The 21,090-nt window shown below is 72.2% G+C and carries 21 protein-coding genes; 1 reads left to right on the forward strand and 20 read right to left on the reverse strand.

What is annotated here, in order from left to right; genetic code table 11:
* Positions 1–130: 130 nt before the first annotated feature.
* The 16 genes from whiG to ABZX40_RS25650 form a co-directional block, all read right to left on the reverse strand.
* Positions 131–976 (reverse strand): RNA polymerase sigma factor WhiG, encoded by an 846-nt coding sequence (gene whiG, locus ABZX40_RS25575; protein ID WP_355742476.1) that lies wholly within the window; start codon positions 974–976, stop codon positions 131–133.
* A gap of 287 nt (positions 977–1,263) precedes the next feature.
* Positions 1,264–2,379, reverse strand: coding sequence for a DNA-processing protein DprA (gene dprA, locus ABZX40_RS25580; RefSeq protein WP_355742473.1), 1,116 nt, complete (start codon positions 2,377–2,379; stop codon positions 1,264–1,266).
* 392 nt (positions 2,380–2,771) lie between these two features.
* Positions 2,772–4,397: a YifB family Mg chelatase-like AAA ATPase gene (locus ABZX40_RS25585; RefSeq protein ID WP_355742470.1), complete on the reverse strand. Its 1,626-nt coding sequence runs from the start codon at positions 4,395–4,397 to the stop codon at positions 2,772–2,774.
* 1 nt (position 4,398) lies between these two features.
* On the reverse strand, positions 4,399–4,761 hold the full coding sequence (locus ABZX40_RS25590) for a YraN family protein (protein ID WP_355742468.1): 363 nt from the start codon (positions 4,759–4,761) through the stop codon (positions 4,399–4,401).
* A 162-nt stretch (positions 4,762–4,923) separates the two neighbouring features.
* Positions 4,924–5,232 carry a DUF2469 domain-containing protein gene (locus ABZX40_RS25595; protein ID WP_003965949.1) on the reverse strand — a complete coding sequence of 103 codons (309 nt, stop codon included), beginning with the start codon at positions 5,230–5,232 and terminating at the stop codon, positions 4,924–4,926.
* Positions 5,233–5,288: 56 nt separating this feature from the next.
* Positions 5,289–5,819 carry an NUDIX hydrolase gene (locus ABZX40_RS25600; RefSeq protein WP_355742465.1) on the reverse strand — a complete coding sequence of 177 codons (531 nt, stop codon included), beginning with the start codon at positions 5,817–5,819 and terminating at the stop codon, positions 5,289–5,291.
* Positions 5,809–6,552 carry a signal peptidase I gene (gene lepB / locus ABZX40_RS25605; protein WP_355742462.1) on the reverse strand — a complete coding sequence of 248 codons (744 nt, stop codon included), beginning with the start codon at positions 6,550–6,552 and terminating at the stop codon, positions 5,809–5,811. The genes ABZX40_RS25600 and lepB (ABZX40_RS25605) overlap by 11 nt, the downstream gene beginning before the upstream one ends.
* A 229-nt stretch (positions 6,553–6,781) precedes the next feature.
* Positions 6,782–7,783 carry a signal peptidase I gene (lepB, locus tag ABZX40_RS25610; protein ID WP_355742460.1) on the reverse strand — a complete coding sequence of 334 codons (1,002 nt, stop codon included), beginning with the start codon at positions 7,781–7,783 and terminating at the stop codon, positions 6,782–6,784.
* Positions 7,671–8,762, reverse strand: coding sequence for a signal peptidase I (gene lepB / locus ABZX40_RS25615; protein WP_355742458.1), 1,092 nt, complete (start codon positions 8,760–8,762; stop codon positions 7,671–7,673). Before lepB (ABZX40_RS25615) ends, lepB (ABZX40_RS25610) begins: the two co-directional genes overlap by 113 nt.
* The gene (gene lepB, locus ABZX40_RS25620; protein WP_355742456.1) at positions 8,755–9,525 is read right to left on the reverse strand and encodes a signal peptidase I; all 771 of its coding nucleotides are present in this window, start codon (positions 9,523–9,525) and stop codon (positions 8,755–8,757) included. The genes lepB (ABZX40_RS25615) and lepB (ABZX40_RS25620) overlap by 8 nt, the downstream gene beginning before the upstream one ends.
* Positions 9,526–9,570: 45 nt before the next feature.
* Positions 9,571–9,921 (reverse strand): 50S ribosomal protein L19, encoded by a 351-nt coding sequence (rplS, locus tag ABZX40_RS25625; protein ID WP_128380949.1) that lies wholly within the window; start codon positions 9,919–9,921, stop codon positions 9,571–9,573.
* Between the two features lie 136 nt (positions 9,922–10,057).
* Entirely contained in the window at positions 10,058–10,891 is an 834-nt protein-coding gene (trmD, locus tag ABZX40_RS25630; protein ID WP_355742454.1) for a tRNA (guanosine(37)-N1)-methyltransferase TrmD, read from the reverse strand.
* On the reverse strand, positions 10,891–11,463 hold the full coding sequence (gene rimM / locus ABZX40_RS25635; RefSeq protein ID WP_355742452.1) for a ribosome maturation factor RimM: 573 nt from the start codon (positions 11,461–11,463) through the stop codon (positions 10,891–10,893). Before rimM ends, trmD begins: the two co-directional genes overlap by 1 nt.
* A gap of 162 nt (positions 11,464–11,625) precedes the next feature.
* Positions 11,626–11,865, reverse strand: a complete 240-nt coding sequence (locus tag ABZX40_RS25640; RefSeq protein WP_189926610.1) for an RNA-binding protein — start codon at positions 11,863–11,865, stop codon at positions 11,626–11,628.
* Positions 11,866–11,870: 5 nt separating this feature from the next.
* Complete coding sequence (gene rpsP / locus ABZX40_RS25645; protein WP_355742449.1) at positions 11,871–12,290, reverse strand: 30S ribosomal protein S16; 420 nt, start codon at positions 12,288–12,290, stop codon at positions 11,871–11,873.
* Positions 12,291–12,649: 359 nt separating this feature from the next.
* A complete protein-coding gene (locus tag ABZX40_RS25650; protein ID WP_355742446.1) occupies positions 12,650–13,249 on the reverse strand; it encodes a hypothetical protein in 600 nt (199 codons plus the stop codon).
* A gap of 811 nt (positions 13,250–14,060) precedes the next feature.
* On the opposite strand from ABZX40_RS25650, the gene ABZX40_RS25655 reads away from it, so the two are divergent.
* On the forward strand, positions 14,061–14,891 hold the full coding sequence (locus ABZX40_RS25655) for an SAM-dependent methyltransferase (protein ID WP_355742444.1): 831 nt from the start codon (positions 14,061–14,063) through the stop codon (positions 14,889–14,891).
* A gap of 95 nt (positions 14,892–14,986) precedes the next feature.
* On the opposite strand, the gene ffh is transcribed toward ABZX40_RS25655, so the two are convergent.
* From ffh to ABZX40_RS25675, 4 genes are all read right to left on the reverse strand, one after another.
* The gene (ffh, locus tag ABZX40_RS25660) at positions 14,987–16,540 is read right to left on the reverse strand and encodes a signal recognition particle protein (RefSeq protein ID WP_355742441.1); all 1,554 of its coding nucleotides are present in this window, start codon (positions 16,538–16,540) and stop codon (positions 14,987–14,989) included.
* Between the two features lie 112 nt (positions 16,541–16,652).
* Entirely contained in the window at positions 16,653–19,115 is a 2,463-nt protein-coding gene (locus tag ABZX40_RS25665) for a [protein-PII] uridylyltransferase (RefSeq protein WP_355742438.1), read from the reverse strand.
* Between the two features lie 57 nt (positions 19,116–19,172).
* Positions 19,173–19,511, reverse strand: a complete 339-nt coding sequence (locus ABZX40_RS25670; protein WP_003997576.1) for a P-II family nitrogen regulator — start codon at positions 19,509–19,511, stop codon at positions 19,173–19,175.
* Positions 19,508–20,824 carry an ammonium transporter gene (locus ABZX40_RS25675; RefSeq protein ID WP_355742435.1) on the reverse strand — a complete coding sequence of 439 codons (1,317 nt, stop codon included), beginning with the start codon at positions 20,822–20,824 and terminating at the stop codon, positions 19,508–19,510. The genes ABZX40_RS25670 and ABZX40_RS25675 overlap by 4 nt, the downstream gene beginning before the upstream one ends.
* Between the last annotated feature and the right edge of the window lie 266 nt (positions 20,825–21,090).

Here is a 21,090-nt window from a genome sequence, read left to right on the forward strand (position 1 = left end):
CACGGCATCCACTTTACGGACGGACCCCCCGGTTCGGGAGTGGCTCACCCCACCCTCCGGTGGCTTGACCGGCGCACTCACCCCGCCCGGAAGCCTGCCCCCGCCCCTGCCGACCCGTTCCCGGCCAGGCTCAGCGCCCGAATCCGGCCAGCTTCGCCCGCAGCTGCAACACGGACTTGGTGTGGATCTGACTGACCCGGCTCTCGGTGACACCGAGCACATTGCCGATCTCGGCGAGGGTCAGCCCCTCGTAGTAGTAGAGCATCACCACCGTCTTCTCCCGCTCGGGCAGGGTGTTGATCGCCCGCGCCAGGAACCGCCGCAGCTCCCGGTCCTCCGCCACCTCCACCGGGTTGTCGGCGGCCGTGTCCTCCAGGGTGTCCATCAGGCTCAGCCGGTCGCCGCCGCCCTCGCCGCCGACATGCAGCAGCTCCTCCAGCGCCACCACATTGGCCAGCGACAACTGGCTGAACACCGCGTGCAGTTCATCGACCGCGATGCCCAGCTCCGCCGCGACCTCCACCTCACTGGGGGTGCGCCGCAGCCGCGCCTCCAGCGTGGCGTACGCCCGCTCCACATTGCGCGCCTTCTGCCGCACGGACCGCGGGATCCAGTCCAGCGCCCGCAGCTCGTCGATCATCGCGCCCCGGATCCGGGTGATGGCGTACGTCTCGAACTTGATCTCCCGGTCGATGTCGAACTTCTCGATCGCGTCGATCAGCCCGAACACCCCGGACGACACGAAGTCCGCCTGCTCCACATTGGGCGGCAGCCCCACGCTCACCCGGCCCGCCACGTACTTCACCAGCGGCGAGTAGTGCAGGATCAGCTGCTCCCGCAGCCGCTCGTCACCGGTGGTCTTGTACGAGCGCCACAGCTCGTCGAGCGTCGAGGGCGCGGGCGGTCGCGTACCGCCACCCTCACGGGCGGCTGGGGGGATCGCCGCCCGGTCGGACCCGGAGGTGTGCTGGGGCATTCGTCGCCTTGTGCCGTTCTGCCGTGAAGCTCGTACGGAGGGTGCCTGGGGTCCCTGGGGTGGCTGTGGATCATGTCGGTCGGTGGCCGGTACGCACCGGATCCTTGTGAGCGTAGCGTGACTGGAGTGTCGCGGTGCGCGAAGGGCGGGGCCCGCGCGGTGCGCAGATACGTTCCGTTTGGCGCTCCAGCGGGTCATGACGATCACTCACCGCGATCATGAAATCCGGTCAACTGCGCCTTTTCCCAAGGAATTCCACCTTCCCCCGGACGGCCGAACACCTCCGCTCACTCGGGGTGTGAACCGTCACGGACGGACATCACCGCCTGGCGTGTCAACTTCCAGCCGTCGCCGTGTCGTTCGACAAAACCGAGCGCTTTGAGTTCGTACAGTCTCGCGATCGTGTCGTCCGGCGTGGTCTGCGCGTCGCGTGCGATCTCCCCGGCCGGGGCCGCCCGGCGGGCGGGCAGCGCCGCGAGGACCTGGCGGGTGGCGGGCGCCAGCAGATCGCGCGGCAGCACCGGTCCGCGCCGCTCGGGGGCCAGCTCGCCCATGTCGCCGACCAGTTCGACGACCTCGGCGGCATCGGTCACCAGTTCCGCGCCGCCGCGCAGCAGCTCGTGCACTCCGGCGGACAGCGCGCTGGTGGCCGGGCCGGGGACCCCCATGACGTGCCGCCCCAGCCGGCCCGCGGCCCGCGCGGTCACCAGCGACCCGCTCCGGTACGCCGCCTCCACCACGACCGTGCCCCGGGTGAGGGCCGCGATCACCCGGTTGCGCAGGATGAACCGGCTCGGCGTCGGATGGTCGCCCGGCGGCAACTCCCCCACCACCAGCCCCTGTTCCGCGATCCGCGTGATCAACTCGGTGTGCCCTCGCGGATAGGGCCGGTCGACCCCGCAGGCGAGGACGGCGACGGTGGCCCCGCCCGCGCCGAGCGCGCCCCGGTGGGCAGCACCGTCGACCCCGTAGGCCCCGCCGGAGACCACGACCCAGCCGCGTTCGGCGAGCCCGGAGGCGAGGGTGACGGCCATGTGCGCCCCGTACTCGGTGCAGGCGCGGGCGCCGACCAGCGCGACGGACTTCAGCGCCCATATCCGCAGACTCGCCCGTCCCCTCACCCACAGACCCAGCGGCCGGGCGTCGCCGAGATCGTCCAGCTGCCCCGGCCACTCGCCCTCCCCCGGGCTCACGAACCGCACCCCGGCGGCCCGCGCCACCGCCAGATCCCGCTCCGGCTCGGCGTGCCCGGCCCGCGCCCGCAACCCGCTCCACCGCCGCGCGCTCACCCCCGGCAACGCCCTACCGCTCCGCAGCCGCCGCGCCACCTCCCGCACCCCGAACTCCCGCACCCACCGCCCGGCGACCTCGTCCCCGGGCTCGACGACGCGAGTGAGAAACACCCGGTCGAGAAGCCCGGGGTCGGCCTCGGGGGCGGTGCGGGTGGGGCGGTCGGTACGGCCAGGGGGCGGATCCTCGGCGATACCGCCGCGCGCCCCTTCACCGACGCCCGCCCCCGGACCTCCGGTGACACCGGGGAACGACCCTTCACCAACGCCGACACCCGGACCCCCGGCAACACCAGGGAACGACCCTTCGCCAACGCCCGCACCCGAACCCCCGGCAACACCGGACACCGACTCTTCACCGCCCCAACCGCCCCCACCGACACCCCCCGCAAAGGCCGCACCCCCACTCTTCCCCTCCACGTCAGCCCCCTCCACTTCAGCCCCCTCCGCATCACGCCTCTCCACATCAACCCCCTCCACGTCACCCCTCTCCACCTCAACCCCCTTCACATCAACGCCCCGATCGCCATCGGCACCCCCCGCGGAACACCCGTCCGCAGTTGCAGCGCGAGGGCGACATCCATCGCGGTGGGGCGGTCGTGGCCGACCAGGTCGGCGACGGTCCAGGCGACCCGTAGCACCCGGTCGAGACCCCGCGCCGTCAGCGAACCCCGTTCCAGGCTGCGCTCGGCCTCGTCCATCGCGCCCGGCGCGGCATGCCAGCGGGTGCGCAGCTCGCGGCCCGGCACGTCGCTGTTGGTACGCCACGGCGTGCCGGCCAGCCGGAGCGTGGCCCGCTCGCGGGCTGCGCGGACCCGGTCGGCGACGGTCGCCGTGGACTCGCCCCGCGCACCCCGGTCGACCAGCTCCGCCCGGGTCACGCGGTCGACCTCGACGCGCAGGTCGACCCGGTCGAGCAGCGGCCCCGACAGCCGGGCCTGATAGCGGCGGATCGCGGACGGCGGGCAGTCGCACAGGTCACCCGTGACCGAGAACCGCCCGCACGGGCAGGGATTGGCAGCCAGCACCATCAGGAACCGCGCCGGGAAGCGCACCACCCCGGCGCTGCGCGCGATCACCACATGCCCGGCCTCCAGCGGCTGCCGCAGCGCGTCGAGCGCCTGCCCGCTGAACTCGGGAGCCTCGTCCAGGAAGAGCACGCCCCGATGGGAGAGGGACACCGCTCCGGGCCGGGCGACGCCCTGTCCGCCGCCGACGAGGGACTGCATGGTCGCCGAGTGGTGCGGGGCGCAGTAGGGGGCGGTGTCGACCAGGGGCTTGCCGGTGGGCAGCAGTCCCGCCACCGAGTGCACCGCGGTGACCTCCAGCGATGCCTGCCGGTCGAGCGGGGGCAGGATCGCTGGCAGCCGCTCGGCGAGCATGGTCTTGCCCGCTCCGGGCGGGCCCTCCAGGAAGAGATGGTGGCCCCCGGCCGCGGAGACCTCCACCGCCGTGCGCGCCGAGATCTGGCCCACCACATCGGCCAGGTCGTACCCGGCGTCGTGCTGTGCCGCGCCGACGCTGTGCATACCGGTCGCCTCACCCGTCCCCGGCATCCGCAGCCCGGCCCGCAGCGGGTCGGGGCGGCCGGGCGGGTCGGGGTCCTCCTCGGGCACGGGCTCGTCGGCGAGCACGGCGATGAGCTGCCGCAGGCTCCGCACCCCGAGCACGGAGATCCCGGGGACGAGGGCCGCCTCGGCGGCGGCGCACTCGGGCACCACGACCTGTTCGTATCCGGCGTCGGCGGCGGCCAGCACCGCGGGCAGGATGCCCCGCACGGGCCGTACCCGTCCGTCGAGGCCCAGTTCGCCGATCATCACGATGTCGGCGAGGACCCGGGGGTCGATGCGTTCCGCGGCGCCGAGCACCGCGCAGGCCACGGCCAGGTCGAAGCCCGATCCCGCCTTGGGCACCGATGCCGGACTGAGTCCGACGGTGAGCTTCTTCTGCGGCCATTCGCCGCCCGAGTTCACCACCGCCGCCCGGACCCGGTCCCGGCTCTCCGTCAGGCTCTTGTCGGGCAGTCCCACCAGGGTGAACGCGGCGACGCCGGGCTCCAGGTCCGCCTGGACCTCGACGACGACGCCCTCCACCCCCACCAGGGCCACCGAGCAGGTACGCGCGAAGCCCATCTCAGGCCACCCCCCGCGCGTGCTCGACCACCGGGGCGCCCCGGTCGGGCAGGACCACGCCGATCAGATCGATCCGGACACCGCCGGGCGGCGCTCCCCCGTGCTCCTGGGTCCACCGCTCCGCGAGCCCGCGCAGCCGCCGGGCCTTGACCGGGGTGACCGCCGCCATCGGATGCTCGTAGGGACCCGCCCTGCGGGTCTTGACCTCGCAGACCACCAGGACGTCCCCGTCCCGCGCCACGATGTCGATCTCTCCGGTCCTGCCACCGCGCCAGTTGCGCTCCAGGACCGTCATACCGGCCTCGGTCAGCCGCCGCGCGGCCAGATCCTCGCCGTACTTGCCGAGTGCGTCTCGTGCGTTCATGTCGGCACCTCCTGGCGCCAACGATCACGCACCGCCACCCGGCGAGTGGATCTTGGTGTGTTACCGGCCGGTTGTGGATATCCCCGCCACCCACACGAGGGACATCCACCTCACCGACGGGACAGCCTCACCGGCTGGACGGTCTGCCAGAACATCGGCGCCTCACCCGCCCGGCAGCTCCAGATCGCTCTTGTTCAGCTCCTCGATGTTCACGTCCTTGAACGTGAGCACCCGGACCTGCTTCACGAACCGGGCCGGCCGATACATGTCCCACACCCAGGCATCCGCCATCGACACCTCGAAGAACACCTCACCCTGAACCGAATGCACCTGCATCTCGTAGTCATTGGTGAGATAGAAACGCCGCTCGGTCTCGATCACGTATTTGAACAGACCGACGACATCGCGGTACTCCCGGTAGAGCTTCAGCTCCATCTCGGTCTCGTACTTTTCGAGGTCCTCGGCGCTCATGGCATGTTCCCCTTCAGCCGTGCGATCCCACCATTGTGCGCCAGTCACGGGAGCCTCTAGACGATTTCCGTGTCAAGGATCTCGGGGCTGGGCGGGGGCCCTTCGTCGAGCAGTCTGCGCAGCAGCCCGGCGAGTCTGGTCGGGTACACCGTCTCATGCGAGCGGGTCAGTTCCTGACACGTCCACCACCTCGCCCCCGCCACACTGCGCCGCTCCAGCTCGGTGAGGGCGAGCCCCTCGCGCCCGGCCGGTGCCACGGCCCGCTCCGTCCGTGCCAGGTAGTACCACTCGTCCTGGTCCCAGCGCCGCCCGGCGAACGGGAACGAGCACCGGCGCCGCCACAGCACCGGCCCCAGTACGACCTCCGTGACCCCGGTCTCCTCGGCGAGTTCCCGCAGCGCGGCCCGCTCCCGGGTCTCGTCGCCCTCCACGCCCCCGCCCGGGGTGAACCACCAGTCGTCGGCGGGATCGTCCGGCTCATGGCCGTGCAGCAGCAGGATCCGGTCCTGCGGATCCAGCAGCACCACCCGCGCCACCTGGCGCAGACCACCCCGGTAGGTGTCCTCGGCAGCCGTCTCACCCGACACCCGCGGCCCCCGCCCCGGTACGCCCCGCCAGCCGCTTGGCCACCGGCCCGTAGGCCGCCCCCGCCAGCACCAGCACCGCCCCGCCCACGGCCAGGAAGACCATCATCCGCAGCGGCCCGGGATCCGACAGCGCGCCCAGCTCCGCGAACCCGGACGGCCGCTCCAGCATCCCGTCCAGGGGCCAGACGACGGCGTCCACCCGCGCGGTCACCGCCTCCCGGGCCACCGTGCCGCTCGCCGCGTCCGTCAGATGGGCCGTGGAGTCCAGCGAGCCGTGCCGTTCGTCACCGAGCAGGAACAGCCGCCCCTCGGGCACGGTCACGGTCGGGAAGTCCGCCACCTCGGCGGCCTCGCCCCCGGGCAGATACGGTTCGTCGATCCGCGTCCCGTTCACGGTCAGCTCTCCGTCGGTGCAGCAGGCCACCGTGTCCCCGCCGATCGCCACCACCCGCTTGAGCACCGGCGCGTCCGCCCAGGTGTCGTCCCTGAACACCACGACATCGCCCCGCCGCACATCATCGCCGTCGACCCGCTCCGCGAGCACCCGGTCCCCGACACCGATCGTCGGTGCCATCGACCCCGTGGGCACGGTGTACGGCCGGTACACCACCGCCGCCCAGCCGAACCCGCCGAGGAACAGCACCAGCCCCAGCGCCACGGCCAGCCCGGACAGCACCTGCCCGGTCCGCCCGCCCGCTCCCGGGGCCGTACCTGTCGTGCTCTCGCCACCCATGGACCCGCACCCTACCCGGCGGTACCGACCCCGGTCAGCCCGTCCCCGGCACACCGAAGGGGCCCTCGTACGATCACGAGGGCCCCGTCCAACAGCTCGAAACCGCGGTGTCCGCGCCAGCGGGTCGACGGCGGCCGGTCAGCCGGTGTGCGCGGTGCACGGTCAGCGCGTCAGCGTCCGGTCAGCGCGCGAGCCGGGCGCAGTCGGCGCGGCGGCGATCGGCGTGCGGTCAGCGCGTCGGCTCGGGAGCGTGCCGGCGCCGCTGCCACCACACCACCGGCACCACCCCGGCCAGCGCCAGCGCGCCCGGCGCGGCCGTCAGGCCGGCGGCGGCGCTGGGCGTCCGGTCGTCGAGGCCCGGCTGGTCGAAGGTGTCCGGAACCGGCAGGGTGCCCCAGCGGTTGATGGGCCACGCCTTGACGATGGCCCGGCCGACGACCTCGTCCACCGGCACCATGCCCTTGTGCTGGTCGGCGGTGTTGTAGCGCGAGTCCCGGGAGTTCTGCCGGTGGTCGCCCATCACCCAGACAAAGCCGTCGGGGACCGTGACCGAGAACTGGCCGCCCTGGTCGTCCATGCTGCACGGGGTGTTCCCGGGGTACACATACGGCTCGTCGAGCGCCTTGCCGTTGACCATGACCGGGCCGGTGCCCTGGCACGAGACGGTGTCGCCGCCGACGCCGATGACCCGCTTGATGAGGTCCTTCTCCTCCGCGGACGGCATCAGGCCGATCCAGCTGAGGAAGGTCTGGAGGGCGTTCGGATCGGCGGTCGGCTCACCGGCCAGCCAGTTGTCCGGGTCGTGGAAGACGATGACCTCGCCGCGCTCCGGCTCGGAGCCGAACCAGGGGGTGAGCTTGTCCACCAGCACCCGGTCACCCCGCTGGAGGGTGTTCTGCATCGAGTCGGAGGGGATCGAGAACGCCTGCACCAGGAAGGTCTTGATCAGCAGCGCCAGCACCAGCGCGATACCGATCAGGATCGGCAGTTCCTTCCAGAACGACCGGGGCTTGCGGGGTGCCGGGGGCATCCCGTCCGCCTCCCGGTCGCCGGCCGGGGGTCCTGCGGGACCCTCCGGGCCCGCGGGGCCGGGCGGCTGCTGCGCGCCCGCGCCGTCCTCATTCCCGGAGGTCACGGCGCCGCTGTCGGCCTGGGCGGACGCTTCCACGGGACGTCCGCGGTGCTCCTCGCCGTCGTGTCCGGACCGTGCGCCAACCGCCACATCCCCCACGCCAACTCCTCACTCTGTGCCGCCGCCTGCCCCATGCGCGGCGCAGGCCCACCACTCCCATAACGAGCGGGAGTTCCGCAGGGGTCGGGAGCTGGATTGCTTTCGGATCGTAGGAGGCAACCCTATGCGACAGCGGTGGACCGGCGGTCGTCCCCGGTACGGAGTCGGTCAAGGATGCGTACGTTTTCGGTTCCTCCAGGGCCGACCAGTGGTTGAACGGCCAGGCGATGACCATGGCACGGCCCACCACCTCGTCCTCGGAGACCGTGCCGCCGTAGTCGGTGTCCTGGTGGGCGCGGGAGTCGGCGGAGTTGGAGCGGTGGTCGCCCATCACCCACAGCCGCCCCTCGGGGACGGTGATGTCGAACTGCGTTTCGGAGGGTGCGTTCCCCGGAAACAGATAGTCGCCCTCGGTCAGCGGGAGGCCGTTGACGGTGACCCGGCCCTGCGCGTCACAGCACCGCACCTGGTCGCCGCCGACCCCGACGACCCGTTTGATGAGGTCTTTCTCGTCGTCGGAGGGCAGCAGGCCGATGAAGGTGAGGAGGTCCTTGACCTGCTTGACGACGATCGGGTCGTCCTCCGGCTGGGCCGCCTGCTCCTCCTGGAGCCAGCCACCGGGGTCCTTGAACACCACGACGTCCCCGCGCTGCGGCCGGGAGCCGAACCAGGGGGTGAGCTTGTCCACCAGCACCCGGTCGCCGACCTGGATGGTCTGCTCCATGGAGCCGGACGGGATCACGAACGCCTGCACCAGGAACGTCTTCAGCACCAGGGCTATCAGCACGGCGACCCCGGCGAGGAGCGGGATCTCCTTGATGGCCGACCGGCGACGGCGCCGCTTGACCTTGCGCTGGAGCCTGCGCCGCTCCGCGCGGGTCCGCCCGGCACCCGGGGCGGCGGTCCGGCGGGTTCCGGTGGGCAGCAGATTGTCGGCGGGACCGCTGGGCACCCCGCGCGGTTTGCCGCGGTTACCCATGGGCACCGTCCGGCGCGGGTACGCCCGCGTAGGCGTCGGGGCGGGTGATCCGGGTCCAGTGGCCGGCGGGCCAGGCGATCCAGTCGGCCCGGCCGATGACCCGGTCCACGGGCACCATGCCGCCGCCCGGCGAGCCCAGCCGGTCCCGGGAGTCGCTGGAGGCGCTGCGGTGGTCGCCGAGGAGGAACAGCCGTCCGCCGGGCACGACCACGTCGAAGGGCACCGAGGAGGCGCTGTCACCGGGGTGCAGGAACCCGGACTCGTCGACCGGCCGGCCGTTCACCTCGATCCTCCCCTCCGTGTCGCAGCAGACCACGCGGTCCCCGCCCACGCCCACGACGCGCTTGATGTAGTCCGCGTCCCCGAAGTACTCCGTGCCGTCGAACACGACGATGTCCCCGCGCTCCGGCCCGGCACCGAAACGGTACGCCAACTTGTTTACGAGAACGCGGTCGCCGATCCTCAATCCCTGCGTCATGGATCCGCTGGGAATTTCGAACGGCCGTACCACGAACGTGTTCAGGAGCAGCAGGAACACCAGGCAGATCAGCAGGGTGAGGCTGATCCGGCCGCCGGGCAGCCAGTACGACAGACCGGTGTGGACGGGGCGGAGGGGGCCCTCGGGGGCGGGGGTCCGGCGTCGGCGGGCGGGCAACGCGAAACGCGACCGTTCCTCCGGTCCCTCGGTGTCCGGGGTGGTGGTCCCGGAGTCGGAGGGGCGGGAGGAGCGGTCGCGCTCCGTGTGCTGTGCTTCGGTGTCCATCGGGGCCAGATGCTATCCGGCCCGGCCGTGGACGCCTCGGCGCGCTCAGTTCTCGCGCTTCTCCTTGATCTTGGCGGCCTTGCCGCGCAGATCCCGCAGGTAGTACAGCTTGGCGCGGCGAACGTCACCACGGGTGACCAGCTCGATCTTCTCCACGATCGGGGTGTGCACCGGGAAGGTGCGCTCGACGCCGACGGAGAAGGAGACCTTGCGGACCGTGAAGGTCTCGCGCACGCCCGAACCCTGGCGGCGGATCACGACGCCCTTGAACTGCTGCACACGGGAGCGGTTGCCCTCGATGACGCGGACGTGCACGTTGACCGTGTCGCCCGGACGGAAGGCGGGGACGTCGCTGCGCAGCGACGCGGAGTCGACGGAGTCGAGCAGGTGAGACATGTTCGTCTGCTTTCCTCGCTGATGCCACAGGTCATCAACGGAAACTAGGGTTTTCCTGAGGAGGCCGTGCGGGTCGGGGCGGGCGTCGTGTCCCCCTGCGGCAGGGGCGCACGCCGGACGGGCGCACAACAGCCGCCTATTCTTCCACGCCGTCGGTCCTGCGCCAAAATCGGCCGTGGGGCTCGCCCTCCGGGTCGGGTGACCAGCCCAGGATGGAGAGCATCTCGCGGTCCTTCTTGTCGAACGCCTTCGGGTCGCAGCGCTCGATCAGATCGGGCCGGTGGGCCGTGGTCCGGCGCAGCGCCTCGTCCCGGCGCCAGCGGGCGATCCGGCCGTGGTGCCCGCTGAGCAGCACCTCGGGGATGTCCCGGCCGCGCCACTCGGGCGGCTTGGTGTAGACGGGCCCTTCCAGCAGGTTCGCCATGGCGCCGGGCGCGAAGGAGTCGTCCCGGTGCGACTCGGCGTTGCCGAGCACCCCGGGCAGCAGCCGCGCCACGGCCTCCGTGACGACGAGTACGGCGGCCTCCCCGCCGGCCAGGACGTAGTCGCCGATGGACACCTCGTAGACCGGCATCCGGGTCGCGTACTCGTCCACGACACGCCGGTCGATGCCCTCGTAGCGGGCCGGGGTGAAGATCAGCCAGGGCCGCTCGGAGAGTTCGACGGCGAGTTCCTGGGTGAAGGGGCGTCCGCTGGGCGTGGGCACGATCAGCGCGGGCGCGCCCGAGCCGGTCTCGTAGCCGTCGGCGAGGACCGTGTCGAGGGCGTCGCCCCAGGGCCCGGTCTTCATCACCATGCCGGGACCGCCGCCGTAGGGCGTGTCGTCGACGGTGTTGTGCCGGTCGTGGGCCCAGGTCCGCAGATCGTGCACCCGGACGTCGAGGCGCCCCCGCGCGCGGGCCTTGCCCATCAGGGAGACGTTCAGCGGTTCCAGGTACTCGGGGAAGATCGTGACGACGTCGAGCCGCATCAGGCGTCGCCGCCGTCGCGCTCGCCGTCCGGCTGGTCGTCCCGGGTGGAGGCGGTCTCCGCGCGGTCGTCGATCAGCCCCGGCGGCGGGTCGATGACGGCCCGCTGCTCCTCCAGGTCGATCTCGGTGACGATCTCCGTGACGAACGGGATCATCACCTCGGTGCCGTCCGGGCGCTCCACGATGAACAGGTCCTGGGACGGCAGATGGGAGATCTCGGTGATCCGGCCGACCGGGGTGCCGTCGGCGGTGACCACATCCAGGTCCATCAGCTGGTGGTCGTAGTACTCGTCCTCGTCCTCGGGCAGCTGCTCCGGGTCGATCTCGGCGATGAGCAGGGTGTTGCGCAGGGCCTCGGCGCCGGTGCGGTCGCGGACGCCCTCGAAGCGCAGCAGCAGCCGGCCGCTGTGCACCCGGCCGGTCTCGATGGTCAGCGGTCCGGTGGCGGCCGGGTCGGTGGCCAGTACGGCACCGGGCGCGAGCCGCAGTTCCGGTTCGTCGGTGCGTACCTCCACGGTGACCTCGCCCTTGATGCCATGGGCGCGGCCGATCCGGGCGACTACGAGCTGCACGGTGCTGGATCTCCTGTCACGTTCCTGGATTCCTGCTGCGCCGGCCGTTCCGTCTGTCCGGCTGCTCCACGACTACGGGCCGGGGACGGCCGGACGGCCCTCCCCGGCCCGAGCCGGTGTTTCTTCGGCGAACGCAGCGAACTCGGCGTCAGCTCACTGACGTCAGCGGATGTGGTCCACGTCGACGAGGTCGACCCGGACACCGCGTCCGCCGATGGCGCCCACGACGGTACGCAGAGCGCGCGCGGTGCGGCCGTTGCGGCCGATCACCTTGCCGAGGTCGTCGGGGTGGACCCGGACCTCCAGCACACGCCCGCGGCGCAGGTTGCGCGAGGCGACCTGCACATCGTCGGGGTTGTCGACGATGCCCTTCACGAGGTGCTCAAGCGCCTCTTCGAGCATGCTGCTCAGGCCCCGGCCGACTCGGACTCGGCGGCGGCCTCGTCCTTCTTCTCCGCCTTCTTCTTCTGGGTGATCGCCTCACCCTTGCCCTCGTCCTCGCCGCCGAGCGCCTCGAACGACGGGCGGGTCGACTTGGGCTCGGCGACCAGCAGCGGCGCCGGGGCGGGCTCGCCCTTGAACTTCTGCCAGTCGCCGGTCTTCTTCAGGATGGCGAGCACGGGCTCGGTCGGCTGGGCACCGACACCGAGCCAGTACGCCACACGGTCGGCGTCGACCTCGATGACCGACGGGTGGTACGTCGGGTGGTACTTGCCGATCTCCTCGATCGCACGGCCGTCACGGCGGGTGCGGGAGTCGGCGACGACGATGCGGTAGTGAGGCGAACGGATCTTGCCCAGACGCTTCAGCTTGATCTTGACTGCCACGGGAGTGGGTTCTCCTGGATTTGACGTGATGGGGCACGGCGAGAATTGCCGCGTGGGGTTGCGGTACCCGAGTGCCCGATGGACGCGTCAGCCGGAGGAGAGAGGGGTCCTGTGCGACTGTCGAGTACAGCTAGCCATTGTGCCACACGGCTCCGACCGGCCCGACCGGCGGTCGGGCCCGGGCCACGGCGGGGCATGGCTGAGGGGCGCCGGGCGCCGATCGGCACCCCGCGCCCACCCCGGCCGCGCGGGACCCCGCCGGGGCGGAGGGGGCGACCCATACGGGTCGGGTACTCCTCGCGCCCCTCGGGGGTGCGGTACACGGCGGCAGGCGCCCGGCATCCACGAAATGCCGGGAGCTAGCCCGCCGCGCCCGCGCCCACCACCTCGGGGATCCGGAACGGCTTCCCGCAGCCGCCGCACATGATCGGCGCCTGGGCCAGGACGGAGGGGACCACGCGCACATTGCGCCCGCAGTCGCACACCGCCTTGACCCGCACCCCGCCGCCGGACGAGCCGTGCCGGGCGGCCGGGCCGCGGAAGGAACGGGTGGTGTCGGAGGCGGTCGCCACGGTGTGCGCCTTCAGCGCGCGCTGGAGCCGCTCGATGGTCGGGCGGTACCGGCGCTTGGCCTCGGGATTCAGCGTGACCAGTGAGAATCCGCTGCTGGGATGGGGCTCCTCGGGGTGGTCCAGACCCATTTCCTCGGCGATCGCGAGGAATCTGCGGTTGTGGTACCGACCGGCGCGGGATGTGTCGCGGACGCCGCGCGCGGCGGCGATGCCATGGACTGCCTCATGGAGCAGTCGCTCGAAGGAGAGCTCATGCCCGCAGGCGGACGAGGACTCTCCGATCAGGGACTCGGGCGCGGCTAGATCGGGCAGCTCGGGGTGGTACCGCTGAATATCGGCCCACGCCTGCGCCAGCTCTGCGGCGAGAACAGGTGGTGTCGTGCTCACGTAATGACAACGAGCCGGGGTTGCGCTGTGTTCCTATTCCGGGCATCCCAAATAATTTGCACGTACCCGTCAGTTGCCGCTGATGCGTCCCGACGAGTACGGGTGCGCTGATCTGCGGAGAAGCCTCGCAGTCCCTACCAAGCCGGTGCGTAGTCCACGCTACGGAGTCGCGTGTAGGCAGGGGGTTTCCCGTGCCGCGCGATGCGCAAGGGGCGTTTCGGCCCGCCTGTCCGGCGCGCGGGACCCGTCCCGGCCGGCGCCCATGACGCCCCGACGTTACCGCGTCCGGCGTCCGCCCATGACACCGCCCGCCGGGACCGTCCGGAGGCGTTACGACGCTCCCGCGCGCGGGGCGCTTCCCCCTGCCGACCTTGGCCGGAACGGACTCACCGCCTCCGCGCGCCCGGCCCTCCCCTCCGGCCCACCGGCCGCCCGGCGGGTTCCGGCCAGTCGCCGCGCGGATGACGGGCCGCGTACGTCCCAGGTTTCCGGGACGTGAAATCTCGCCAGGTGGCCGGGTGCGGGGCAAGCCGGGGCCGCCGACCCCTGGACGCCGTCGCGTGCCCGGAGTTACCTGGCTTACGGGAGCGATGCGGAACGCACGCCACGGGGCCCGCACCGGAAGCCCCCGCACGACCCCGTACCTCCCGTCCGGGGACCGGACAGCACCGGCCTCCCGGGGCCCCTGCCCGGTACGACGACATCGGCACCGGCACCCGAACCCGGGCACCCGTCACCACCCCCTTCGGCGAACAGCGCGGCAGCAACGATTCAGCAGCGAGTCAACGAATGGCGAAATGGGGCGCAATAGATGACTTCCACGCTCGTGCGACAGCACCCGCCTCACACCGGCCCGGTCCCGCGTGTGGACCTCGGCGCACGCGCGCGTGACTGGGCGGAGATCCAGGAGCGGATGCTGGTCCCGCTCCACGAGGCCGTCTACGAGCGACTGGACGTGGGCCCCGGCACCCGGCTGCTCGGCCTCGGCTGCGGCAGCGGGCTGGCCCTGCTCGGCGCGGCCTCCCGGGGCGCCGCCGTCACCGGCACGGAACCGGCCTTCCCCGAACGCCTGGCCCTCGCGCGCGAGCGCCTGCTCCCGAGCCCGTGGAACCCCCGCACCCGGACCGGCGCCCGCCTCCTGGAGGCCGTCCCGCGCTCCGCCGAGCCGTACACCCTGGTGACCGCGTTCGAGCCGGTCGGGTGTCTGGCGGGGGACGGTGAGGGGCTGGCGGACGCCCTCGGCGCGGCGCGGGCGGTGGTCCCACGCGGGACACCGGTGGTGCTGACCGGGTGGGGGCCGCCCGAGCGGTGTGCGACGGCCGGGGTGCTGCGGGCCGTCGGGTCGTCGGGGGGCGGTGGTGGCTGGCGTCCGGCACGCCGGGACGATCTGGAGGAGGCCGCCGCGCGGGCCGGTCTGCGGCCCGACGGGTCCGGGCGGGTCGCCTGCCCGTTCGGCTACGCCGATGCCGCCAGCGCCCTGCGCGGACTGCACTCCACCGGGTTCCTCGACACCGCCGTCGCGGCGGCCGGGCGGGAGCGGGTCGACAAGGAACTCGGCGAGGCCCTCCACCCGTACCGGCGTCCCGATGGCACGGTGTGGATGCCGAATGTCTTCCGCTATCTGATCGCCCGGATGCCCTGACGGCTCCGGGGCCGCCGGGCCAAACCCTGGGCTCAGGGCTCAGGGCTCAGGGCCGAGGGCTCAGGGCTCACGGCTGATCCCTGAGAGTTGAGGGCTCAGCCCATGAACTTCTTGAACTCGTCCGGCAGCTCGAAGTCCTGGCCCGCCTGCTGTCCCGGGAGCCCGAAGGCGCCCCCGGCCTGTGCGGCGGCCTCGCGGCGGGCGGCGGCCTCCTGCTCCTGCTGCTTGCGCTTCATCGGGTTGCCGGAGCGCTGCTTGCCCTTGGCCGTCTTCTGCTTCTTCTTGGTGCGGCCCGGACCGCCGCCCATGCCCGGCACGCCCGGCATCCCGGGCATCCCGCCGCCCTGGGCCATCCGGCTCATCATCTTGCGGGCCTCGAAGAACCGCTCCACCAGGTTCTTCACCGCGCTGACCTCGACCCCGGAGCCCTTGGCGATGCGGGCGCGGCGGGAGCCGTTGATGATCGTCGGTTCCTGGCGCTCGGCCGGGGTCATCGACTTGATGATGGCCGCCGTACGGTCGACGTCCCGCTCGTCCAGGTTGTTGATCTGGTCCTTGATCTGGCCCATGCCGGGGAGCATGCCGAGCAGCTTGGAGATGGAGCCCATCTTCCTGACCTGCTCCATCTGGGCCAGGAAGTCGTCCAGGGTGAAGTCCTGGCCCTTCTTGGAGGCCAGCTTCTCGGCCATCTTCTGGGCTTCGGCCTGGTCGAACGTCTTCTCGGCCTGCTCGATCAGGGTGAGCAGGTCACCCATGTCGAGGATCCGGGAGGCCATCCGGTCCGGGTGGAACGCGTCGAAGTCGTCCAGCTTCTCGCCGTTCGACGCGAACATGATCGGCTTGCCGGTGATCTGCCGGATGGACAGCGCCGCGCCGCCGCGGGCGTCGCCGTCGAGCTTGGAGAGGACCACCCCGTCGAAGCCGACGCCGTCGCGGAACGACTCGGCGGTGTTGACCGCGTCCTGGCCGATCATCGCGTCGACGACGAAGAGGATCTCGTCCGGGGAGACGGCGTCGCGGATGTCCGCGGCCTGCCGCATCATCTCCTGGTCGATGCCGAGACGGCCGGCGGTGTCCACCACCACGATGTCGTGGACCCGGCTCTTGGCGTACTCGATGGAGTCCTTGGCGACCTTGACCGGGTCACCGACGCCGTTGCCCGGCTCGGGGGCGTAGACCGCGACACCGGCGCGCTCGGCGACCACGCTGAGCTGGTTCACCGCGTTGGGGCGCTGGAGGTCGCAGGCGACCAGCAGCGGGGAGTGCCCCTGCTCCTTGAGCCACTTGCCGAGCTTGCCCGCGAGGGTGGTCTTACCGGCACCCTGGAGACCGGCCAGCATGATGACCGTCGGCGGCTGCTTGGCGAAGCGGAGCCGCCGGGTCTCGCCGCCGAGGATCTGCACCAGTTCGTCATTGACGATCTTCAGAACCTGCTGGGCGGGGTTCAGCGCCTTGGAGACATCGGCCCCGAGCGCCCGCTCCTTGACGTTCTTGATGAACGTACGGACGACGGGGAGGGCCACGTCCGCTTCGAGGAGCGCGATCCGGATCTCCCGCGCCGTGGCGTCGATGTCCGCCTCGCTGAGGCGCCCCTTGCCCCGCAGGTTCTTGAAGGTTGCTGAGAGGCGATCGGAGAGAGTATCGAACACGGCGGCGTCGGTCCTCGCGGTCGGGGGCTGGCGGTGGAATCGCCCTCCAGGGTATCCCGGGAGGGCGGGGAGACGGCACGGTCGCCTCCCCGGGCCCCGTGGGCGCGGGCGCTCAGTGGGCCCGCAGGGTCTCCTCCAGTGCCTTGGCCACCGAGGTGGCCTCCTCGGTGGCCAACGGCAGGCCCGTCCCCGAGGTCACATAGAAGGCGTCCACCGCGTTCGAGCCCAGCGTGGAGACATGGGCGCTGCGCACCCGTACCCCCGCCTTCTCCAGGGCGGCGCCGATCCGGAACAGCAGGCCGGGGGCGTCCTGGGCGCGGACCTCGATGACCGTGGCGTGCCGGGAGGCGGCCGGGGCGACGGTCACCCGGGGCGGCGGTGCGATCACCCCCCGGCGGCGCGGGTAGGCGGCGTCGCGCTCGGCGAGGCGGCCGGCGATGTCCAGGGAGCCGTCCAGCGCGCGGACCAGGTCGGCGCGGAGCCGGGCGGCCTGCGGCAGGGAGCCGTACTGGGCGGCGACCCGCCAGTCCAGCAGCAGCACCGAGCCCTCGACGCCGTCCGGCAGCTCCAGGGTGCGCAGCTCTGCGGTGCGGACGGTGAGCCGGTGCAGGGAGAGCACCCCGGCGACGGCGGGCAGCACCCCGGGCTGGTCGGGTACGGCGATGACGAGTTCGACGCCGAGCGGCTCGGGGTCGCCGGTGGGCGCCTCCTCGGCCTCCACCGGGGGCTCGGTCTGGGCGCGCAGGGCGAGCACGGGTCCGCCGGTGGCCACCGACTCGATCGCGAGCCGTTCCTGCTCGGCGGTGGGCGCGGCGGTCTCCGGGGCGTTCTCGGACACCTCCCCGGCGAGCACCGCCGAGACCCGTTTGACCAGGTCGGCGACCAGGGAGCCGCGCCAGGACGACCAGGCGGCGGGGCCGGTGGCGAGGGCGTCGGCCTCGGTGAGGGCGTGCAGCAGTTCCAGGGTGCCCTCGGTGCCGACGGCCTCGGCGACCGCCCGTACGGTGGCCGGGTCCTCCAGGTCGCGCCGGGTCGCGGTGTCGATGAGCAGCAGATGGTGGCGGACCAGGGCGGCCAGGACGGCGACGTCGTCGCGGTCGAAGCCGATCCGGGCGGCGACGTCCTTGGCGATGATCTCCCCGGCCACCGAGTGGTCGCCGGGCCAGCCCTTGCCGATGTCGTGCAGCAGGGCGGCGACCAGCAGCAGGTCCGGGCGGCTGACCCGGCGGGCGAACTCGGAGGCGCGGACGGCGGTCTCGATGAGATGCCGGTCGACGGTCCAGATGTGCACGGCGTTGCGCTGCGGGCGGCAGCGCACCCGCTCCCAGTCCGGCAGCAGCCGGGTGATCAGGCCCTCGGCCTCCAGCGCCTCCCAGACCTCGACGGTGGGGCGGCCGGAGCCGAGCAGGGTGACGAGCTGTTCGCGGGCCTCGGCGGGCCAGGGCGTGGGCAGGGGGCGCGCGGTACCGGCCATGCGCCGGACGGCGTGCAGGGAGAGCGGGAGCCCGGCCTGGGCGGCGGCAGCGGCGGCGCGCAGCGGGAGGACCGGGTCGCGTTCGGGGCGGGCGGCGCGGGCGAGCACCACCTCGCCGTCCTGCTCGACGACGCCCTCGGCCAGCGGGGAGCGCTCGGCGACCGGCTTGGGGCCACCGCCGAGCAGGGCCCGCAGCCGGGGCCGTCCGGCCCGGGAGCGCAGGACCCGGCCCACTTCCCGCCAGGTGACATCGCTGGCGTAGGAGATGACCCGGGCGGCCTCGTAGACCTGGCGGAGCAGAGTGTCGGCGTCGAGGAGGCCGAGTTCGGCGGCGACCTGGTCCTGTTCCTGGAGGGCGAGGCGGTCGGTGGCGCGGCCGGTGGCGAGGTGGAGGGCGTCACGGACGTCGAGGAGGCGGCGCCGGGCGTCGTCCAGGCCCTCGCGGGGGGCGTCGGCCAGCCAGGAGGCGGCGACCGCGCGCAGGGTGGTGGCGTCGCGAAGTCCGCCGCGGGCCTCCTTGAGGTCGGGTTCGAGGAGGTACTGCAGTTCGCCCTGGCGGGTGGCGCGCTCGGCGCACAGCTCCTGGAGTTCGGGGAGGCGCTTGGGCGCCTGGTTGCGCCAGTCGGCGAGGACGGTGGTGCGCAGGGCGGCGGTGAGGCCGAGGTCTCCGGCGAGATGGCGGGCGTCCAGCAGGCCGAGCTGGACCTTGAGGTCCTCGGCGGCGGTCCTGCGGGCCTCGGCGGGGGTGCGCACGGAGTGGTCGAGGGCGATGCCGAGGTCCCAGACCGGGTACCAGACGCGGTCGGCGAGGGCGGCGACGGCGGCGGGGTCGGTGCCGTCGTGCAGCAGGACCAGATCGAGATCGGATCTCGGGGAGAGTTCGCCGCGGCCGTAGCCGCCGACGGCGATCAGGGACACCCCGCGCAGGGGGCCCGCGGCGGCCCCGAAGAGCCCGGCGAGCCAGGTGTCCGTGAGCCCGGAGAGGGCGGAACGGCGCGGCGGCCCGGACCGCACCCCCTCGGTGAGGAGGCGCAGCCGGGCCGCCGCGTAGCCGCCGGGTCCCGAGTCCTCTGCTTCCTGCCGTACATCCGTACTCGTCACCCGGCGACTCCTGTTCTTTCTGTCTGTCCAGGGCCCGGTCGGTCGGGGCCCTGCCGGTCAGAGCGCGTCCGGCCCGCGCTCTCCGGTGCGGACCCGGACGGCCGTCTCGACGGGCAGCGACCAGACCTTGCCATCACCGATCTTGCCGGTCCGGGCGGCCTTGACGATGACGTCGATGAGCTGTTCGGCGTCATCGTCCTCGGCGAGGACCTCGATGCGGATCTTCGGCACCAGGTCGACGGTGTACTCGGCGCCCCGGTAGACCTCGGTGTGGCCGCGCTGGCGGCCGTAGCCGCTGGCCTCGGTGACGGTCAGGCCGTGCACCCCGAACGCCTGGAGCGCCTCCTTGATCTCGTCCAGCCGGTGCGGCTTGACGACTGCCGTGATGAGCTTCATGCGTCCACCTTCTTGGATGCGGCCTGGTCCGCGGGGGCGGCGGCGGTGGCGGTCGTACGGACGGCTCCGCCGCCGGCACCGCTGAAGTCGTATGCGGTCTCGGCGTGTTCGACCTGGTCGATACCCCCGACCTCGTCATCCTCGCTCACCCGCATGCCGATCGTCTTGTCCAGGACGAAGGCGAGGAGCGCGGAGACCACCAGGGAGTAGGCCAGCACCGCGAAGACACCGGCGCACTGCTTCCAGAACTGGTCGAGGCCACCGCCGTAGAACAGCCCGGCCACCTCGGACTGGCCCTCGCCGCTGGCGAAGAACCCGATGAGCAGCGACCCGGCGATACCGCCGACCAGGTGGACACCGACGACGTCCAGGGAGTCGTCGTAGCCGAACTTGTACTTCAGGCCGACGGCCATGGCGCACAGGAGGCCGGCGATGGCGCCGACCGCGATGGCGCCGAGCGGGTCGACCGCGCCGCCCGCCGGGGTGATGGCGACCAGACCGGCGACCGCGCCGGAGGCGGCACCGAGGGTGGTGAAGGCGCCGTGCCGGATCTTCTCGTAGATCAGCCAGGCGAGCATGGCGGCGGCGGTGGCGATCTGGGTGTTGATGAACATCAGGGAGCCGACGCCGTCGTCGTTGCCGAGCCAGGAACCGGCGTTGAAGCCGAACCAGCCGAACCACAGCAGACCGGCGCCGAGCATGACCAGCGGCAGGCTGTGCGGGCGCATGGGGTCGCGCTTGAAGCCGATGCGCTTGCCGATGACGAGGATGACACCGAGGGCGGCGGCACCGGCGTTGATGTGGACGGCGGTACCACCGGCGAAGTCGATCACGCCCAGCTCGAAGGCCCAGCCTCCGGCGCCCCAGACCCAGTGGGCGACCGGGAAGTACACGATCGTGGCCCACAGGGTGATGAACAGCGCCCAGGCGCTGAACTTCACCCGGTCCGCGAGGGCGCCGCTGATCAGGGCGGGGGTGATGATCGCGAACATCAGCTGGAAGACGGCGAAGACATAGACCGGGATGGTGTAGCCGTCCCACAGGTCACCGATGCCGACACCGGTGAGGCCCACGTAGTCGGACGACCAGCCGATGAGGCCGCCGCTGTCCGTGCCGAACGCGATGGAGAAGCCGTACAGCACCCACAGGATGGTGACGATGCCGAGGCTGATGAAGCTCATCATCAGCATGTTCAGGGTGCTCTTGACCCTGACCATGCCGCCGTAGAAGAAGGCCAGGCCCGGGGTCATGAGCATCACCAGGGCGGAACAGATGAGCATGAAACCTGTGTTCGCGGCCGACAATTCTGTCATCGGCGTCTCCTCGTCGTTGGATACGGCCCCGTGCGGGCGAAGCCTGAGCGGGCTGAAGGTCTGGGCCGGTCGATGGGCCAAGAGATTGGCGCAGCGCGGTTTCGGTGGAGGCCCCGCGTTGTTTCGCGGCGGTGACGAAGGCACCGCGCGTGTTACGCCTCGATGAATTGGCGGCTGCCCGCCGGGGCGATCGTTATGGTGACGCAACCTTGGGTCGATCTCCCTCGCGGGGGCGGTCGCGGGGGCCGTCGCGGGCGCACGGAAAC

The sequence above is a fragment of the Streptomyces sp. NPDC004610 genome, assembly GCF_040609715.1.
Lineage (GTDB): Bacteria > Actinomycetota > Actinomycetes > Streptomycetales > Streptomycetaceae > Streptomyces.

Excerpts from the sequence above, each read along its gene's own strand:
- ABZX40_RS25585 (WP_355742470.1), bottom strand. The coding sequence starts at position 4,397 with ATGGGCTTCGCGCGTACCTGCTCGGTGGCCCTGGTGGGGGTGGAGGGC.
- trmD (WP_355742454.1), bottom strand. The coding sequence starts at position 10,891 with ATGCGGCTCGACGTCGTCACGATCTTCCCCGAGTACCTGGAACCGCTG.
- lepB (WP_355742456.1), bottom strand. The coding sequence starts at position 9,525 with ATGGACACCGAAGCACAGCACACGGAGCGCGACCGCTCCTCCCGCCCC.
- lepB (WP_355742462.1), bottom strand. The coding sequence starts at position 6,552 with ATGGGTGGCGAGAGCACGACAGGTACGGCCCCGGGAGCGGGCGGGCGG.
- ABZX40_RS25640 (WP_189926610.1), bottom strand. The coding sequence starts at position 11,865 with ATGCTCGAAGAGGCGCTTGAGCACCTCGTGAAGGGCATCGTCGACAAC.
- ABZX40_RS25655 (WP_355742444.1), top strand. The coding sequence starts at position 14,061 with ATGACTTCCACGCTCGTGCGACAGCACCCGCCTCACACCGGCCCGGTC.
- ABZX40_RS25670 (WP_003997576.1), bottom strand. The coding sequence starts at position 19,511 with ATGAAGCTCATCACGGCAGTCGTCAAGCCGCACCGGCTGGACGAGATC.
- ABZX40_RS25675 (WP_355742435.1), bottom strand. The coding sequence starts at position 20,824 with ATGACAGAATTGTCGGCCGCGAACACAGGTTTCATGCTCATCTGTTCC.
- rplS (WP_128380949.1), bottom strand. The coding sequence starts at position 9,921 with ATGTCTCACCTGCTCGACTCCGTCGACTCCGCGTCGCTGCGCAGCGAC.
- lepB (WP_355742458.1), bottom strand. The coding sequence starts at position 8,762 with ATGGGTAACCGCGGCAAACCGCGCGGGGTGCCCAGCGGTCCCGCCGAC.
- ABZX40_RS25590 (WP_355742468.1), bottom strand. The coding sequence starts at position 4,761 with ATGAACGCACGAGACGCACTCGGCAAGTACGGCGAGGATCTGGCCGCG.
- ABZX40_RS25595 (WP_003965949.1), bottom strand. The coding sequence starts at position 5,232 with ATGAGCGCCGAGGACCTCGAAAAGTACGAGACCGAGATGGAGCTGAAG.
- whiG (WP_355742476.1), bottom strand. The coding sequence starts at position 976 with ATGCCCCAGCACACCTCCGGGTCCGACCGGGCGGCGATCCCCCCAGCC.